At 65.9% G+C, this 16,170-nt stretch carries 17 protein-coding genes; 7 read left to right on the top strand and 10 right to left on the bottom strand.

Going from position 1 to position 16,170, the window contains the following annotated elements:
• Positions 1–66 precede the first annotated feature (66 nt).
• The 3 genes from FJ386_09925 to FJ386_09915 are packed head-to-tail and all read left to right on the top strand — an operon-like array spanning position 67 to position 2,940.
• Positions 67–1,374 carry an aspartate aminotransferase family protein gene (locus tag FJ386_09925; GenBank protein ID MBM3877022.1) on the top strand — a complete coding sequence of 436 codons (1,308 nt, stop codon included), beginning with the start codon at positions 67–69 and terminating at the stop codon, positions 1,372–1,374.
• Positions 1,371–2,291 carry a ribosomal RNA small subunit methyltransferase A gene (gene rsmA, locus FJ386_09920; protein ID MBM3877021.1) on the top strand — a complete coding sequence of 307 codons (921 nt, stop codon included), beginning with the start codon at positions 1,371–1,373 and terminating at the stop codon, positions 2,289–2,291. Before FJ386_09925 ends, rsmA begins: the two co-directional genes overlap by 4 nt.
• Positions 2,281–2,940, top strand: a complete 660-nt coding sequence (locus FJ386_09915; protein MBM3877020.1) for an NUDIX domain-containing protein — start codon at positions 2,281–2,283, stop codon at positions 2,938–2,940. Before rsmA ends, FJ386_09915 begins: the two co-directional genes overlap by 11 nt.
• Here the strand turns inward: FJ386_09915 and FJ386_09910 are convergent.
• Genes FJ386_09910 through FJ386_09900 form a run of 3 tightly spaced genes read right to left on the bottom strand, consistent with a single transcriptional unit; the run spans position 2,923 to position 6,842 of the window.
• Complete coding sequence (locus tag FJ386_09910; GenBank protein MBM3877019.1) at positions 2,923–3,738, bottom strand: 2-phosphosulfolactate phosphatase; 816 nt, start codon at positions 3,736–3,738, stop codon at positions 2,923–2,925. The genes FJ386_09915 and FJ386_09910 overlap by 18 nt on opposite strands.
• 36 nt (positions 3,739–3,774) lie before the next feature.
• Positions 3,775–4,650, bottom strand: a complete 876-nt coding sequence (locus FJ386_09905) for a DNA-3-methyladenine glycosylase 2 (GenBank protein ID MBM3877018.1) — start codon at positions 4,648–4,650, stop codon at positions 3,775–3,777.
• Positions 4,647–6,842, bottom strand: coding sequence for a phosphatase PAP2 family protein (locus FJ386_09900; GenBank protein ID MBM3877017.1), 2,196 nt, complete (start codon positions 6,840–6,842; stop codon positions 4,647–4,649). The genes FJ386_09905 and FJ386_09900 overlap by 4 nt, the downstream gene beginning before the upstream one ends.
• A 213-nt stretch (positions 6,843–7,055) precedes the next feature.
• On the opposite strand from FJ386_09900, the gene FJ386_09895 reads away from it, so the two are divergent.
• Positions 7,056–8,312, top strand: a complete 1,257-nt coding sequence (locus FJ386_09895; GenBank protein MBM3877016.1) for a (Fe-S)-binding protein — start codon at positions 7,056–7,058, stop codon at positions 8,310–8,312.
• A 30-nt stretch (positions 8,313–8,342) separates the two neighbouring features.
• On the opposite strand, the gene FJ386_09890 is transcribed toward FJ386_09895, so the two are convergent.
• Entirely contained in the window at positions 8,343–9,023 is a 681-nt protein-coding gene (locus FJ386_09890; GenBank protein ID MBM3877015.1) for an HAD-IB family hydrolase, read from the bottom strand.
• Positions 9,024–9,026: 3 nt separating this feature from the next.
• The gene (locus FJ386_09885; GenBank protein ID MBM3877014.1) at positions 9,027–9,485 is read right to left on the bottom strand and encodes a hypothetical protein; all 459 of its coding nucleotides are present in this window, start codon (positions 9,483–9,485) and stop codon (positions 9,027–9,029) included.
• Between the two features lie 217 nt (positions 9,486–9,702).
• Here FJ386_09885 and FJ386_09880 point away from each other — a divergent pair, with 217 nt between their 5' ends.
• Positions 9,703–10,551: an inositol monophosphatase gene (locus tag FJ386_09880; GenBank protein MBM3877013.1), complete on the top strand. Its 849-nt coding sequence runs from the start codon at positions 9,703–9,705 to the stop codon at positions 10,549–10,551.
• 76 nt (positions 10,552–10,627) lie between these two features.
• On the opposite strand, the gene FJ386_09875 is transcribed toward FJ386_09880, so the two are convergent.
• The 5 genes from FJ386_09875 to FJ386_09855 form a co-directional block, all read right to left on the bottom strand.
• On the bottom strand, positions 10,628–11,377 hold the full coding sequence (locus FJ386_09875) for a gamma-glutamyl-gamma-aminobutyrate hydrolase family protein (GenBank protein ID MBM3877012.1): 750 nt from the start codon (positions 11,375–11,377) through the stop codon (positions 10,628–10,630).
• A gap of 1 nt (position 11,378) precedes the next feature.
• The gene (locus tag FJ386_09870) at positions 11,379–11,654 is read right to left on the bottom strand and encodes an NADP-dependent isocitrate dehydrogenase (protein MBM3877011.1); all 276 of its coding nucleotides are present in this window, start codon (positions 11,652–11,654) and stop codon (positions 11,379–11,381) included.
• Between the two features lie 51 nt (positions 11,655–11,705).
• Positions 11,706–12,182: a 2-C-methyl-D-erythritol 2,4-cyclodiphosphate synthase gene (locus tag FJ386_09865; GenBank protein ID MBM3877010.1), complete on the bottom strand. Its 477-nt coding sequence runs from the start codon at positions 12,180–12,182 to the stop codon at positions 11,706–11,708.
• A 372-nt stretch (positions 12,183–12,554) separates the two neighbouring features.
• Positions 12,555–13,442, bottom strand: coding sequence for a 4-(cytidine 5'-diphospho)-2-C-methyl-D-erythritol kinase (gene ispE / locus FJ386_09860; protein ID MBM3877009.1), 888 nt, complete (start codon positions 13,440–13,442; stop codon positions 12,555–12,557).
• 51 nt (positions 13,443–13,493) lie between these two features.
• Positions 13,494–14,255: an exosortase system-associated protein, TIGR04073 family gene (locus FJ386_09855; GenBank protein MBM3877008.1), complete on the bottom strand. Its 762-nt coding sequence runs from the start codon at positions 14,253–14,255 to the stop codon at positions 13,494–13,496.
• Between FJ386_09855 and FJ386_09850 the strand changes: the two genes are divergently transcribed.
• Together FJ386_09850 and FJ386_09845 are read left to right on the top strand one after the other, a co-directional pair.
• A complete protein-coding gene (locus tag FJ386_09850) occupies positions 14,110–15,534 on the top strand; it encodes a DUF1501 domain-containing protein (protein MBM3877007.1) in 1,425 nt (474 codons plus the stop codon). The two genes, FJ386_09855 and FJ386_09850, sit on opposite strands and share 146 nt — an antisense overlap.
• An 85-nt stretch (positions 15,535–15,619) precedes the next feature.
• Positions 15,620–15,988 carry an SDR family NAD(P)-dependent oxidoreductase gene (locus FJ386_09845; GenBank protein MBM3877006.1) on the top strand — a complete coding sequence of 123 codons (369 nt, stop codon included), beginning with the start codon at positions 15,620–15,622 and terminating at the stop codon, positions 15,986–15,988.
• Positions 15,989–16,170: the final 182 nt, after the last annotated feature.

The raw sequence follows: 16,170 nt of genomic DNA, 5'->3' as shown, positions 1-16,170 counted from the left end.
TTGGAGGATGAACAGTCCCGGGGTTGGAACCGACGATGAGCGCGACCACGACATGAAGCGCATGACATGACAGCCACGACGCTCACCCTGCTGCGCGATTACGAATCGCGAAACGTCACCTTCATCGAGGACGATGGCTCGTGGCCAATCGTCTGGCAACGCGCGCAGGGCGTTCATGTGAGGGACGCCGAAGGCCGGAAGTATCTGGATCTCACGGCCGCCTTCGGCGTGGCCTCGGCGGGTCACGCCAACCCGCGCGTCGTCGGCGCGGCGCGACGCCAGATGGAGACGCTGCTGCACGCGATGGGCGATGTGCATCCGCACCGGCTCAAGGCGGAACTGGCCCGTGAACTGAGCCGCATGACTTTCGGGCGATGGGCGCGGGCAAAGTTCAAGGTCCCGGCAGACCGCGGGAAGTCCATTTTCTGCAACTCGGGCTTCGAGGCAGTGGAAGCTGCGCTCAAGACGGCGATGCTCGCGACAGGCCGGCGCGGAATCGTGGCGTTTCAGGGGGCGTATCATGGCCTCGGCTACGGCGCGCTCAACGCGACGCATCGCCCGCACTTTCGCGGTGCGTTCGAATCGCAACTCGGGATGTTCGGACGTTTCGTCCCATTCCCCGGGACGACCTCGGAACTCGCGGCAACGAAACGGTCGCTGGAGCGGGAACTTCGGACGCGCAGCGTCGGCGCCGTGCTTGTCGAACCCGTGCAAGGTCGCGGCGGGATTCGAGTGCCGCCGATGGGGTTCCTGGCGATGCTCCGGCGCCTTTGCCACGCGCACGGGACGTTGCTCGTCGCCGACGAGATACTGACGGGCTTCGGCCGGACCGGACACTGGTTCGCCTGCGAGCGCGAACGCGTCGCGCCCGACATGATCTGCCTCGGCAAGGCGCTGACCGGCGGCTTTCCGCTCTCGGCATGTGTGGGACGGGCCGACCTGATGGATGCCGCGTGGCCGGCGTCGACGGGCGAGGCGATTCACACGAGCACATTCCTCGGCCATCCCGTTGGCTGCGCGATGGCGCTGGCGACCATTGCCGAGATTCGCGGGCTCAAGCTCGTCACGCGGAGCAGGCGGCTCGGTGCCTGGTTGCGGGCGGCATTGTCCAAGGTCCAGAATCCGAAATCCAAAGTCATCTGTCGCGCGCGCGGCATTGGATTGATGGCCGGCCTCGAACTCACACGCCCGGACGGCACACCGGCCACCGCCGAGGCACTCGGCATTGTGAAGTCGATGCTCCGACGCGGTTTCATCCTGCTGCCCGAGGGCGGGCATTCGAACGTGGTGAGTTTCACCCCGCCGCTCACGATCAAGGCGGCTCAGCTCAAGGCCGCAGTGGCGGCGCTGCAGTCGTGCCTGCCCGAGTCATGACACTCTCAGACATGCGCCAGTTGCTCGCCGGCCGGGGCCTCATGCTCACGAAATCGCTCGGGCAGAATTTTCTGCACGACACGAACCAGCTCGAACGGATCCTTGACGCCGCAGGCGTCCAGGCCGGCGACCGCGTCTTCGAGATCGGGCCGGGACTGGGTCCGCTCACCGCACTGCTGCTGGCGCGGCGCGCGGCGGTGTTTGCGATCGAGATCGATGAGCGGCTTTGCGAACTCCTGCGCGGACGCCTTGCCCGAAACATCGGACGCTTTCCACCACCCAATTCGCGCGGGCAACCGCAGCCGGCAGAGCCGCCTGGCGGCGCCGCGCCGGCGGGACGATTCGAATTGAGGCGCGATGACGCGCTGGATTTCCTCAAGCGCAAGTCGCGGGACTGGTCCGGCTGGAAACTCGTGGCCAACCTCCCCTACTCCGTGGCGTCGCCAATCCTCGTGGAACTTGCGAAAGCCAGCCACCCGCCCGACCTGATGGCGGTGACGCTCCAGCACGAAGTCGTGAAGCGTGCCACCGCGGAGCCCGGCACCAAGGCATACGGCGTGCTCACGCTCCTGCTTCAGCTCCGCTTCGAGGCGCGGAGTTCGTTCCAGATACCCCGGACCTGTTTCTTTCCCGAGCCCGACGTGGACTCGGCGTGCTTGACCTTGGTCCGGCGAAGCGAAACTCTCCTGCCCGCAGCCGAGAGCAGGACGTTCGAGCGCGTGGTGAAGCGCGCCTTCTCGCAGCGACGCAAGATGATGTTCAAGCTCCTCACTTGTGAATGGCCGGCCGCCGCTCTCGAACCGGCATTCGCCATCGCTGGAATCGACCTGCGGACCCGCGCAGAAGCCGTCCCGCTCGGGCGCTTCATCGCGCTGGCGCGCGCCCTGCACCCAACGAAGTCGCCGCATGAGGCCTGAGGTTTTTGACGTCGTCAACAAGCACGACCACGTCGTCGGCCGACGGTTTCGGGCGGACGTGCACCGGCTTGGGCTGATGCACCGCGCCGTGCACGTGCTGGTTTTCAACGCCAAGGGTCACCTCTACTTGCAGAAACGGTCGCACCACAAGGACACCTTTCCGGGCGCGTGGGATTCCTCGGCCTCGGGACACCTCGGCACGGGCGAGACTTACGATCCGTGCGCCCTGCGCGAACTTCACGAGGAAATTGGCGTTGTCCCGAAGCGCGCGCCTCAGCGGCTGTTCAAGGTGGACGCCTGCGTCGAGACGGGGCAGGAATTTGTGTGGGTCTACACGCTGCTGCACGACGGGCCGTTCCGAATCAACCCGGCCGAAGTCGAGTTTGCCTCGTTCTTTCGCGCCGAGGATGTCGATCGCTGGATGGCGGAGCGCCCGCGTGACTTCGCGGATGCCTTTCGACTGATCTGGAAATGGTATCGTCACGGCCGGCCCAAGCCCAAGCCGAAGAAGGCATCAAAGCCTCCCACGTCCCGCAAGCCACCGATGCGTCCGCTGGCGAAGCGCCGTCCTCTCCCGAAACGCCGCGCGACCGCAAAGCCCGCGAAACACCGGAGCAGCGCCCGTGTGAAATCAAAGCGCCGCCGTTGAGGCAACGCCGCCGTCTGGTTCGTCGTCCCCGCCCGCAGGCAAAACAAGCCGTCGCACCGCGCCCTCCGGGTCGAGCCCGGCCACAACCCCGACGACATCGCGGCGGAGGCAAATGGCCACGTCCTCCCGCAGTTCCGGATTCCCGAGGAGACGCCTCGCATTCCGGGCCATCGATACCGCGCCGGGCAAGTCGCCGCGGACTGCGCAAAAAAGCTCCCGCGCCATGTGCGCCGAATCGCTCATGCACGTCGCCGCGCCGGGCTTCGGCATGGCGGCCACGAGCGCGCCGGCAGCGAGGCAATCCTCCAGCGCCGCCGCCTCGCCCGTGCCGCTGCACACGATGAACAACCGCCCGGGATTGGCGCGCACAAGCCAGTTCGCCACGGGGCCGAGGTTGACAAATCCCGCCACGATGATGTGAGCCGCTCCGAGGCACGCCCGCAACGCCCGCGTGCCGTTGGTGGTGGTCATCACGAGGGTCCGCCCCGCCACCGCCCCGGGTGTGAATTCACGCGGAGAGTTCCCGAAGTCAAAGTCCGTTCCGCCCGAGAGGGCTGCGGTGATGCGCAAGCCGTCGCGTTCCCCGGCGAGCAACACGTCCGGCCGGCGCTTGCTCCATGCGACGGCTTCGGTGATGTCGGAGACCGGAATGACCGCGTCCGCGCCGTTTTGAATTGCGGTGAGGATGGAAGTGGTCGCGCGCAGCACGTCGAACACAACGCACGTCGCGGACGACAAGTCCCGATGTGCGAGCGCCTCGAACTCGGCGGGCGTGAACAGCACTTCGATGTGGCGCATACAGCGGGGCCAGTTTTTCTGACGGGCGACCGCGCTTCAAGGCTTTCGTGCGCGTTGCGCCGCTGCCCGCGATGTCGTCCGCGCGTGATGAAACAGGTATTGCTGCGCATAGCCGCCCCACGCGCCGAAGTGCGACGCGGCAAACCGCGTGAGGCGCGCCACGGACACGTGGCGGCCACGGAAATACAGGTGGCAAAGCGCCCGCCGCACCCAGACGTCCACAGGAAACGCCTGCTGAAACCCGTAGGCGAAGAGCAATACGCAGTCCGCGATCTTCGGCCCGACACCGGGAAGCTCCATCAACGCGGAGCGCGCTTCGGCGCATGGCATGGCGCCAAGTTGATCCAGACGTGTTTCTCCCGAGGCCACCCGCCGGGCGGTCGCGAGCAGGTTGGGCGCGCGGAATCCCATCTTGCACGCGCGGAGCCGTGTCTCCGTCCCGCGCGCGATTTGTTCTGCGGACGGAAATGCAAAGCGCGGTTCGCCATCGGACTCGACCGGTTCGCCAAACCGCTGGCAGAGCAGTCCGACGATTTCCTGGATTTGCACGATTTGCTTGGTCGAGGAGCAGATGAAGGAGGCGAGGCATTCCCACGGGTCCTGCCGGAGCAATCGCAGTCCGCGGCAGGCCTCGAGCGCGGCTTGCATCGGCCGGTCGCGCGGGAACGTGGCAATGATGCCGCCATAATCGGCCCCGACTTGAAGGTAGTCCGCGAGCCAGCGCCAGTCGTGTTGCGGCGCTGGGGTCTCGGCGCGGATGCCCCCGGCGACCTGGAGGAGTTTGACGAAGCGCGCGGCGACGACGCCATCCCACGCGCCGCCGCGTTCGCACCAGCGGAACGCCTGTCCCGAGGAGAGAGTCGCCGAGAGGTCGTAATCGCAAACGCCGAAGAAGGTCGCGCGCGAACTCATGGCTTCAGGTCGCGGCAGACGAAAAGTTGCGCGGTGTGAATGATGACGCCTTTGTGCTCGGAGTGAACCATGCCGAGGTGCGTCACGGAGCCGAACTCTCGAAGGATCCGCTCCGGTGGCGCCTGCGGCGCGGAATCGCGCTTGAGCGGAAGCACGTAGATGGCACTGGCGCCGGCCGGCTTCCGGCGGTAACCGGTCCAGAAATGAAACTGGTTTTCCGCGTGCTCGCTGGTGGGATAAAACGCCTGCAAGTCGCCCTGCGCTGCCAACGGCCGCGCACCGGGAACATAAAAGTTCAGCAGACTCGTGATCCCGTAGTGGCTGCCAATCAGAAACACGGGCTTGCCCTCGGCGGACAGTTTCATCCGCTCGGCGTCAATCGCGACCGACAATGCCCGCCAACCGCGCACGCGCACCAGTGGGTCGAGCTTGGGCGGGACCGCGACCCCGGCGACCTTTGCCGCGAGGCCTGTCTCGTGGAGCAAGACTGTCGCGACCAGTCCAAACGCGATCCCCGCGGCGAACCAGGGGCGCACAGCGCGGTTTCCGACACGCCATCGGTCGAGCCAATGGATCAGCGCGAGCGCCATCAACGGAATGACCGCGGGCGCAATCCAATTGGGCTGGACCCTCGCGCGCAAGGTCCACACGAGGTAACCGATGAACAGCGGAGCCCCCATGCAGAACAGATACAACCGCAGCGAGACGCCTCCCTCGGACGCATCACGCTTGGGACGCGTCAGAAGGAACGCCCGGATTGAGGCCACCAATGCCCCAACCACGAGGATGAAGAACACCGGGTTGAGCAATAGGAACTCGGCGACAAGAAAATCCTGGAGAAAGTTCAACGTGGGCTTCCACGCGCCCTCGAGTCCGGCGCGGCTTTGCAAGTGGTGCGCTGTCGCCCAATCGTGTCGGGCGTTCCAAACGAGGACGGGAACCGACGAGAGCGCGACGAGGCCCGCCGCAAGCCACGGGCCGGGCTTGCGAAGCGTTGCGAGGGTTGACTTCGATGCGACGAGGACAAGGGCAAAGCTCACAAGTTGAAACAACGCGGTCGCCTTGCAGAGGAAGCCGCAACCGGCCCAGAAGCCGGCCCAGCACCACGCGCGAGTCGCGCCATCGCGGACTGCGCGCCAGCCGGCAAGCATGGATGCGGTCCAAAACAGAACCGAGAGCGCGTCGATGGTCATGAGCGTGGAACCCACCGCGAGCAGGGGCGTCGCGGTGACCGCGAGAACGAAGAGGACACCTGCGACCGCGCTCACTTCGCGGGCGAGGAACCGGAGCAGGAGCACGCCGAGCAGCGCCGCAATGCACGGTGAGAGAAAGCGCACGCCGAACTCACTGTCGCCCCACAGTGCGCAGCCGAATCGTTGCGCGACCGCGATGCCCGGGGGCTTGCTGAAGTAGGCGAGATCGAGATGCTTCGACCACAGCCACTGATAGGCTTCGTCCTCGCTCAATTCGATGCGACCGGCGGCAAGGTATCCGATGCGGGCCACACACAGGGTCGCGATGAGTATGAACCCGAGCCGCAGCCAGTGCGCGTCCATTGTGGGTTGCGCCGGTGGATCCGCCGGCGGCGGAACGGCTGCGTCGGGGTTGAAAACCGACGGCATCGTCTGCCACCAGATTGGAAACCACCGCGAGCCGATCTTCCGCCACGCGCCGTCCGCCAGCCACACGGCAAGCGCACCATAGCCCGCGCCGAGAATGGCGCCTGCCAGCACATCTGACGGGTAGTGAACCCCGTTGTAGACCCGCGAGAAGCCGACGATCGCCGCGACCGGAAACATGAAGCGGCCACTGCGTCGGTAGAAGATGAACGCGACCATCGCCGCTGCGAACCAGTTCGCGGTGTGGCCCGAGGGCATGCTGTAACTGCCGCCCCTGCCGATGATCACACGCGCATCCTCGTGCGCGATGAAGGGGCGCGGCCGGGCCGTGACTTTCTTGAGCGTGTTGACCACCAGCCCATCGCCGAGCGCGACAACGATGACGATCAACAGCACGCAAAGGCGTCCGCGGCGACCGGCTTTCCAGATCATCCCGAGCGCGAGCGCGGCGACCGCGGGGGGAAACAGCCAGTGCCAGCTCAGCGCGGGCATGAGCCAGTCGAACCATGGATTCGCGAGCTTCAGGTTGATGAAGCGAAACAACCCGGCATCGAGCGACTGCAGGACGTCCACGGCCCAAGTGTCCGGGAAGAGCCGCAAAGCTCAATGCTCAAATCGGCCGGGGAGGAACGCCCGACGAGGAGCCAGGGCGGGCCGCCCGGCGACCTTTTGCTTTTCCACCTTTGGTGGCCGGCCTACAGTCCGCGCACGTCGCGCGCGCCGACGGGAATGAACACCCCGCACTCACACTTGAAGGACCTCGACTACTCCGTCGTGCAGCAGTGCATGCACTGCGGGTTGTGCCTGCCGACGTGCCCGACTTACGACGCGACGAAACTCGAGCGGAACTCGCCCCGCGGCCGCATCGCGCTGATGCGGGCCATCGCGGACGGGAAGCTCGAACCCACAAGGGCCTTCGCGGACGAAATGTATTTCTGCCTCGGCTGCCTCGCGTGCATGACGGCCTGCCCGGCGGGCGTGAACTACGCTGAACTCTTCGAGCACGCGCGCGCCGAGGCCGAGCTGGGCGGCGCGCTCGATTCGCCCCGGCGCTCGGCCATCCGGGGCTTCACGCTGCGGTGGCTGTTCATGGACTTGAACCGGCTGCAGATTCTCGGCGTCGCGATGCGGCTGTATCAGCAACTCGGCCTGCAGTCCTTTGTGCGGCGCAGCGGCGTGCTGCGGCTCCTGCCCAAGCGACTTCGCGAGCTGGAGGCGATGACGCCGGCCATTCAGGGCAGATTCTCATCCGAACTCATCGCCGAAGTCACGCCCGCGACGGGCGCGAAGAGATTTCGCGTGGCCCTGCTCACGGGCTGCGCGCAGGACCTGATCTTCAGCGACGTGAACCGCGACACGGCCGAGGTGCTGGCGCGAAACGGCTGCGAGGTGTTCACCCCGGCGGAGCAGCACTGCTGCGGCTCGCTCCACGCCCACAACGGCGAATGGGAACTCGCGCAGCGCCTCGCGCGAAACAACATTGACCAGTTTCCGCCGTCGCAGTTCGACGCCATCATCACCAACGCCGGCGGCTGTGGTTCGCACCTGAAGCATTACGCGAAGCTGCTCCGGGGCGACAGCGCTTACGAGGCGCGCGCACACGAGTGGGACGCGAAAGTGAAGGACATTCACGAGTGGCTCGTTCAGATCCAGTTCCGGGTTCCGGCTGCCGTATCCCGGGATTCAGAATCTGACACCGTCGTGACCTACCACGAGTCCTGCCACCTCTGCCACGGGCAGAAGATTTCAGCGCAGCCGCGCGCGGTCCTCAAGGCCATCCCGGGGGTGAAGCTCGTCGAGTTGCCCGAGGCCACCTGGTGCTGTGGCAGCGCGGGCATTTACAACATCACGCAGCCCGCGATGGCCGGCGAACTCCTTGACCGCAAGATGCGTCACCTCAAATCGACGCGCGCGACCGTCGTCGCCACGGGCAACCCGGGCTGCCTGTTGCAGATCGTGAGCGGCGCGGAGAAGGAACGGCTGCCCCTGCGTGTGGCCCACCCGGTTACGCTGCTGGCGGAGGCGTATCGGCGTTCAGCTTGACGCAGGCGAACCGCCTGGCTTGCGCTGGAGTCAGCTCAGCGCACAAAGGAACTTCACCATCGCACGGAGTTTGCAGGAACCCTTCGCGGCGCTTTCGAAGGAGCGAAAGTGCGGATGCTGGATCTTGCCGAGCAAGTGCAAATCCGCGCGGCTGTCGCCGTAGGCATGAATCTCAAACCGGTCGAGCGGCCCCAGTTCGGCTTCGAGGCGGCTCACTTTTTCGCGACCGTGGCAGTTGAGTCCGGACATCCGGCCCGTGGCCTGACCCGCGGCGAATTCGAGCCGGGTTCCCAATGTCGTGGCGATGCCCTGCCCCGCGGCCCAGTGCCGCAGGTAGAACTCAGGCGAAGCGCTGAGCAACACGACGCGGTGGCCTTCGCGCAGGTGCCACGCTAGGCGGTCCATCGCGAGAGGGTTCACCATGTTTGCCAGCCGCGGCCCGGTGGCGAACTTCGCGGCCACGGCTTCCAGTTGCTCGTGTGTCCAGCCACCAAGAAAGAACCGGATGAAAACCTCCTTCGCGCGCGAGTTGGAAACGAGGCCCAACAGGTGCGCGACCGTCACGGGCGACAGCACGACAACACCGGACCAGAACTTCCCGAAGCCGCACGCCTCACGGAGAAACGGGATGAACGAATCGGCCCAGGTGATCGTGCCGTCGAAATCAAACACGGCGACGACGGGCTTGGCGGGCGTGGCGGGCGCGGTCATCGGTCAGCGGAAGAGTCGCACATCGCCGTGCGTGGTGGCGAGGTAGAAGAGCATCCGGAGGATGAGGCCGGCCTGGATTCCCTTGTCCTTGAGCACGATCTTCTCGGGTTCCCCGGCCTGTCCGCGGACGATGGTGGGGAGTTTGCAGCGCATCGCCGCGTAGCAGACGATCGGCTCGGGGGCGGCTGAGTTGATGAGCGAGTCGAGGAACGGCAGCGTGCAAGCGAGGAGCACGGGGCGCAGGGCGGTGGCCAGGAGCAACGCGAGCGTGTACGTGCAGAGCGCGTTCCAGACGGTTGGTGTGTCGCCGGGCACCCAGATTCCCGCGAGCAGTCGCAGCACGAATCCGCCTGCGACGCAGTTCACGTCGGTGAGCGGCCGGTGCTTGAGTCCGGCGGTGTGGGCGAAATTGGGCAGCAAACACGCGCCGGCGCACCACGGGGCCGGCCACGGAGGAAGCACGGCCGGGTGAAGTTGGGGCGAGTTCGGCATCGTCACTGGCCGCGACGCGGAACTCCTTGCGCCAGCAGTCGGGAGTCTCCGCCGGTGTGTGGGGATCGAGCCCGCGGTTGCAGTCGCAGCCGGGCGCGCGCCGTTTCGCCGCGCCGCGAAAGGAAGCCGCGCGCAGGACGGAATGTGCTTGGTGGATGAAGGGGATTCCTGTTGCATCGCCGCCCGGATGACTGCCACGGAACTCAAGCGGGCAATGACGAGCGCGGTCGCGGCGGCGAAAGGCGCGGGCGCGCTGATGCGGGTGAACCTCGCGCGCGTGAAGCACATCAACACGGCGACGCGCCACGACATCAAGCTCGAGATGGACGTGCGCTGCCAGCGGTTGATCGAGCGACGGCTGCGACGCGACTGGCCGGACATTGCCGTGCTTGGAGAGGAGGGGGTGCTCGGCGACGTGACCGCACCATTGCGATGGGTGGTGGACCCGATCGATGGGACGGTGAACTTCGCCCACGGCATTCCCCATGCGTGCGTGTCGATCGCGCTGCAGGAAAGAGCTCGGAGTTCTGACTTTCGGGTTTCGGGTTTCAAGTCGCCCCGGCGCGCGTCGCACGGCAAGACCCATGACCCGTTTGCCACCCTTGTCGGGGTCGTCTACGACCCGTTCATGGACGAGCTTTTCACGGCCGTGCGCGGCGAATTCGCGCGGTTGAACGGCCGGACGATTCGCGTGAGCCAGCGACGCGACCTCGGGGAGTGCATCCTCTCGATGGGCTTTGCCAAGAGCACCTCGACGGTCTGCCGCGGCCTGCCCTTCTTCAATCGCGTGATCCATCGCGTGCGCAAGATCCGGATGATGGGCGCGGCGGCGCTGGGCTTGTGCTATGTGGCGTGCGGACGGTTCGACGCGTATCTGGAGCGCGGCATCAAGCTGTGGGACATCGCGGCGGGTGGCTTGATCGTCGAGAGCGCGGGCGGGGAATTCTGGCGAAAGCCGGTCGCGGGGGTGCACAGCTACGAGATGGTGGCGAGCAACGCCGTCGTGGGTAGGCGGCTCCGGGAGGTCGGCGGATAGTGTCCAATGTTCAGACTGGTCGCGGCACGTGGGAGGGTTGCCTCGTGACTGAACACCGGGACTGAACACTGGCTTCTCACCCTCCGCGTGCCGAGGCGCTCACAAAGGCGCGGAACAACGTCGCAAACTTCGGCCAGCGGTCGTAGAGGCGCTCCGGATGGAATTGCACGGAGACGAGGAACGGCAGCTTCGCGGGATCCTTCAGTTCCATCGCCTCGATGATTCCATCCGAGCTGGAGGCGGTGACGCGCAGCGCGTCCGCAAGCTTGTGCACGGCTTGATGGTGCGTGCTGTTGACGCCGGTGCAGGTTTCGCCAAGGAGGGCGCCGAGTTGCGAGTCGGGCGTGACGGCGATGTCGTGCACGGGCTCCATTTTGCGGTCGAGTTGCTTGTGCCTGAGCGCGCCGGGAACCTGGGTCGGGATGTCGACGATGAGGGTGCCGCCGAGCGCGACATTCAGCAACTGGTGTCCGCGGCAAATGCACAGGAGGGGCTTGCGTTGCCGGAACGATTCGTTGACGAGCGCGAGCTCAAGCACGTCGCGCCGGGGCTCGACCGGACCGAGCTTTGCCGCGATTTTGGGGTCGAGTCCGGTGGCGTAATGCCGGAGTTCGATGTCCTCGCCGCCGGTGAGCAGCACGCCGTCGGCGCGCGCCACGCAGTCGGCAAGCTGCGCGGGTGTGGTGGTGAGCGGAAGAACGAGGGGAAGTCCGCCGTGGTCGCCGATGGCCTGCGTGTAGCGGTTCGAAAGGCTCAGCGAATCGTCGGCGAACTCGACGCCTTTGGAGTGCTGGCATGGGGTGACAAGGATGAGCGGGGCAGGCATCTCAGTCGAACTTGTGTTCGGGGAACTTCTCGATCAGGCGGCGCCGGACGTGAGCGACGTCTTGGGGGCTGTGCTTGCGGCGGTGCATGCGGCGCTCGACGGCGTCGAGCAACTCCAGCCAATCCTCGATGGGCGCGTCCTTCACGGGCTCCCAGTCGTCGAAGCGCTGGACTTGGTGATAGAAATGCCAGTCGCCGCCGAATCGGCGGGCGATGACTTTCAGCTTCGCGCCCTCGGGCGTCCTGCGGGTCCAGCCGACTTCACCTTTGACAGCCATGACAGTGGTGCGTTGGGGGCGATGAGCAATGGAGCGGGCGTGGCGAGGGCATCACGGCAGATCGACGCTCGCGACAGCCAGCGCGGCGATGCCTTCCTCGCGGCCGATGAAGCCGAGTCGTTCGTTCGTCGTGGCTTTCACGCCGACCTTGGCCGGCGCGATGCCGAGTGCGGCGGCAATGTTGGCCTTCATCCCTTGCATGTGGGGCATCAGCTTGGGTTGCTGGGCGATGACGGAAGCGTCCACGTTGACGATCCGGCCGTGGCGCAACGCAACCTGCCGCGCGGCCTCCTCGAGGAAGATGCGGCTCGCCGCGCCCTTCCATCGGGGGTCGGTGTTCGGGAAGAATTGCCCGATGTCTCCCTCGCCGATCGCGCCGAGCACCGCGTCGCAGACCGCGTGCATGAGCGCATCGGCGTCCGAATGACCGTCGAGCCCCAAATGGTGCGGGATATCAACGCCGCCGAGCACGAGCTTGCGGCCCGCCACCAGCGGATGGACGTCATATCCGGTTCCCACGTGAATCACGCGCAAATGGTAGCGGCCGGGCGGTTGCCACCAAGACAATAATCCTCGGCGCGCGCGGGCTGCTTCCGGTTCAAAGATTGCACGCGGTGAATTCCCCGCCTGGCGTCGCCGCGGATGGAATCAACCGGCGACCGCTCCAAACGGCGCCCGGTTCCCGCAGGCGTCAGGGACGGTGGCTGATCCTCCTCGCGGTTTGCTTGGTGGCCAAACGGGTGAGCGCCCATGGAACGCGAATCTCAAGCCGCGTTCAGAACATGGAGTCCGTGCTCATCCCGCAGCACATCGAGGAGGGCAACCGTCGCGTCAATGAGGTGTTGAAGTCCCCCCAAAGCCGCTCGCAGGTCCACCGGAACAAGCGAGCCGCGCGACACGTCAGGATTCCCTCCCATCGAGCGGCACAAGCGCAGCCCAGCATGTGGCTCCGAACCTGGAGCGGAATTTCGACAGCAATTCCTCACCCGCAGCCCGGCTTCGCACGAGCCCGAACGTGGTGGAACCGCTGCCGCTCATCAACGCGGCGGCGGCACCGTGTGCCTTGAAGGACTCCTGATACATCGCGAGCACGGGGAACTTGTGAAGCGCGGGCATCTCGAGCGAGTTGAAGAGCGCCGCCCCGGCGGCGGCGAGGTCGCCGGAATCCAGCAGGGCAATCAGGTGCTGCGCCCGGCCTGCGCGACCGTGGGTTGCCTCGGGGAAGCGGGCAAGTTGCTTGTAAGCCCACGGCGTCGAGATCCCAAATCCGGGATGAACCAGCAGGATGAACACCCCCCGAAATGCGGCGAACGGTTCCAGCGGTTCGACCCGCTCGCCGCGTCCCGTGCCGAGCGCGGGACGGGACTGGAGGAAGAACGGCACGTCGGATCCGAGGCTTGCGGCGAGTTCTGCGAGCTTTACGCCGTCCAGCGGATTCGCGAACAGCTCATTCAAACCCAGCAGCGCCGTCGCGGCATCGCCGCTCCCGCCGCCGAGTCCGGCAGCCTTTGGAATGCGCTTGTCGAGGTGAACGCGCACGCCATCCCGGATGCCCGTCGCGCGCAGGAATGCCTGTGCTGCACGGTGGACCAGGTTGTTTGCATCGGTGGGGAGCGACGGATCATTGCACGAGAGTTGGATGCCCCGGGCCGCGCGCTCGAATTCAAGCTGGTCGTGCAGCTGCACCGGTTGCATCACGGTTTCGAGCTCATGAAAGCCGTCGTCCCGCCGCGCGAGAATGTTCAGCAGCAGGTTGACCTTGCAGTGCGAGAGTCTCGTGAGAGCCATGAAACAAAAAGGCGCCGACACGTTGTGCCGGCGCCGTGAAAGTGGCCGGAATCAGTGATCGAACACGCGGAACCGGCTGCCCGGAATGAACGGCGCAATCTCGCCGCCGCTGAAACCGATGTAGGTGTCCGTCGCGAACACCGCGTCCGCAATGAGCCCGGGCCGGAAATTCTCGGGGTAAGCCGCCGTCGCCCCGAACGGCTCCACCGGCAACCGCGTGTAGGGATCGCGCATCCACTTGGTCGGGATCGTAATCGGATCATACGTCGGCATCGGGATCGGGAAGGTGATGATCTCGGTGAAGCCCAGCGCCGTGCGGATGAGCGTGCGGTTGAAACCGCGCATCAGTCCCACCGTGTAGCCGACTTCCGGCCCTTCAAACAGGGCGGTCTGCTCGATGGACCGCATCATCTCCCCGCCACGAAATATCTCGCTGGCGTTCATGAAGCCGCGGCCCAGTTTGCGTTCGGCCCCCGCGCATCCGGCGGTGAGGAGGGCGACTGCGGCCAAAGGCGCGATGAGAAGGAAGGACTTTCGCATACAGGCTGAAATGTTGTTGCGCGCCAACCATAGCCGCGAAACTCCCGAAGTAAAGTTCGATTTGGCCTGCCGCCGTCGCCGCTGCAATTGATGGACTTTCCCCGCCGAGGCGTCAGAATCCCAAACGATGAAACCACCGCTGTTCCCTCGTGGCTTGAGCCGGCGCTCGTTCCTTGCCGCTTCGACGGCGGGACTGACGGGGTTGAGCTTCGGGCGCTCAGCGTTTGGGTCGGCTCCGGTCGTGCCGCGCAAGAATCCGGCCAAGTCCACCATTCTCTTCTTCCTCTGCGGTGGCGCGTCACACATCGACATGTGGGACATGAAGCCCGACGCGCCCGTCGAATATCGCGGTGAGTTCATGCCCATCCGCACGTCGGCGCCGGAGTTGCGCATCTGCGAGCACCTGCCGATGACCGCGAAACAGGCGCATCACCTCGCGCTCGTCCACGGCGTCACCGACTACGGTCGCGCGACCGGCGACCATCACGCGGGCTACTACTACAACCTCACCGGCCACGCGCCCGACGACACGTTTCGCCAGCAAGGCAACGACCGCCGGCCGTATCCCACCGACTGGCCGCACATGGGCTGCGTCATCGGCTCGCGTCGTCCGCCACACGAGAAGCTGCCGCAGGTCATCACCCTGCCCTTCAAGCCCAGCCGCGCGCCCTACACGCGACCGGGCCAGTTCGCCGGCCGCATCGGGATGGAGTTCGACCCATTCTTCGTCACCGGCAATCGCGAGCAGCCGCTCAGCTTCATCGCACCCACACTCACGCTCGACGCCAGCATGACCGCGGCGCGAATGAAAGACCGCCGCTCATTGCTCGACGCCGTGAACACCGCGCGCCGCGAACTCGACCACGAGGCGATGGTGAAGAATTACGTGCGCCAGCAGGAAAAGGCCTTCGCTCTGCTCTCCTCGACCGCCACCGCGGGCGCGTTCGACCTCGCGGCCGAAAAACCCGCGACCATCGAGCGCTACGGCAAGACGATCAACGGCATGGGCCTGCTGATGGCCCGGCGGCTAGTCGAGGCGGGCGTGCCGTTCATCACCGTGTTCTGGGCGGAGGACGATGAAGTCGTCGCCAAAAAATGCCTCAGCGGCGGCGGCTGGGACACGCACGGCAACAACTTCGGTTGCCTCAAGGAAAACCTGCTGCCCGAATTCGACCGCGGCTTCTCGGCGCTCATCGAAGACTTGCACCAACGCAGCCTGCTCGACTCCACGCTGCTTCTCGTCACCAGCGAGATGGGCCGCAAGCCGCAAGTCGGCGACCCGCGCACGCGTGGCCGGGGCGCCGCGGGGCGCGACCATTGGACCGCCTGCATGAGCGTCGTGATGGCCGGCGGCGGCATCCGCGGCGGACAGAGCTACGGCCGCACCGACGCGCACGCGGCGTATCCCGCGGAAAACCCCGTCGGTCCCGAGGACATCACCAAGACCGTCTATCACTCGATGGGCATCACCAACCTCGAGGCCACCGACTTCCAAGGCCGGCCCTACAACCTGCTCGAGGAAGGGCGGCCGCTCCTGTCACTGTTCGGTTGAACCGTAGCTCGACATTCCATTGTCGAGATGCCGTCGCCACCATGCATCGGTGATCCCGACGTTGGCGTGCCGAGCCGCGCTCCCGATGCAACTCGAACTCACCAACCACGTCGTCATCATCACCGGCGGCGCGAGTGGCATCGGACGCGCCATCGCGGAACTCTTCATCAGCGAAGGCTGCAAAGCAGCACTTGGGGACTTATCGCCGAGCGTTGCTGACGTTGCGTGTGAACCCGGCTCTTCGACAAACGCCCCCGCACCCGGTTGCGTTGTGGACGTCACGCAGCGCGAGACCATCGAAGCCGGGTCACAAGCGGCCGAGCCGCAACTCGGTCCAGCGGAGCACATCGTCCACGCCGCGGCGTGGACGGCGGCCTCGCGATGCACTGGTGAAGCCGCGCGCGCCAAAGGCGTGTCTTTGAATGGCCGAAGCGCGACCGCGTCAGTGAACTAGACTTTCCGTGAAGCCGCGTTCCCGAATTGCAAGGTTCAAGCCCGCCGCCATCGCGCTCGCCGCGCTCGCCACTTCGTCGACAGGACTGGCCGCTGACTCCTCGGAAGGGATTGCCTTTTTCGAGAAGCGCGTTCGCCCGCTGCTCGCCGAGCACTGCTACGAATGCCACGGCGCGAAGAAGG

The organism is Verrucomicrobiota bacterium (assembly GCA_016871675.1).
Taxonomy (GTDB): domain Bacteria; phylum Verrucomicrobiota; class Verrucomicrobiia; order Limisphaerales; family VHCN01; genus VHCN01.
This window is presented reverse-complemented; position numbering and strand designations above follow the sequence as displayed.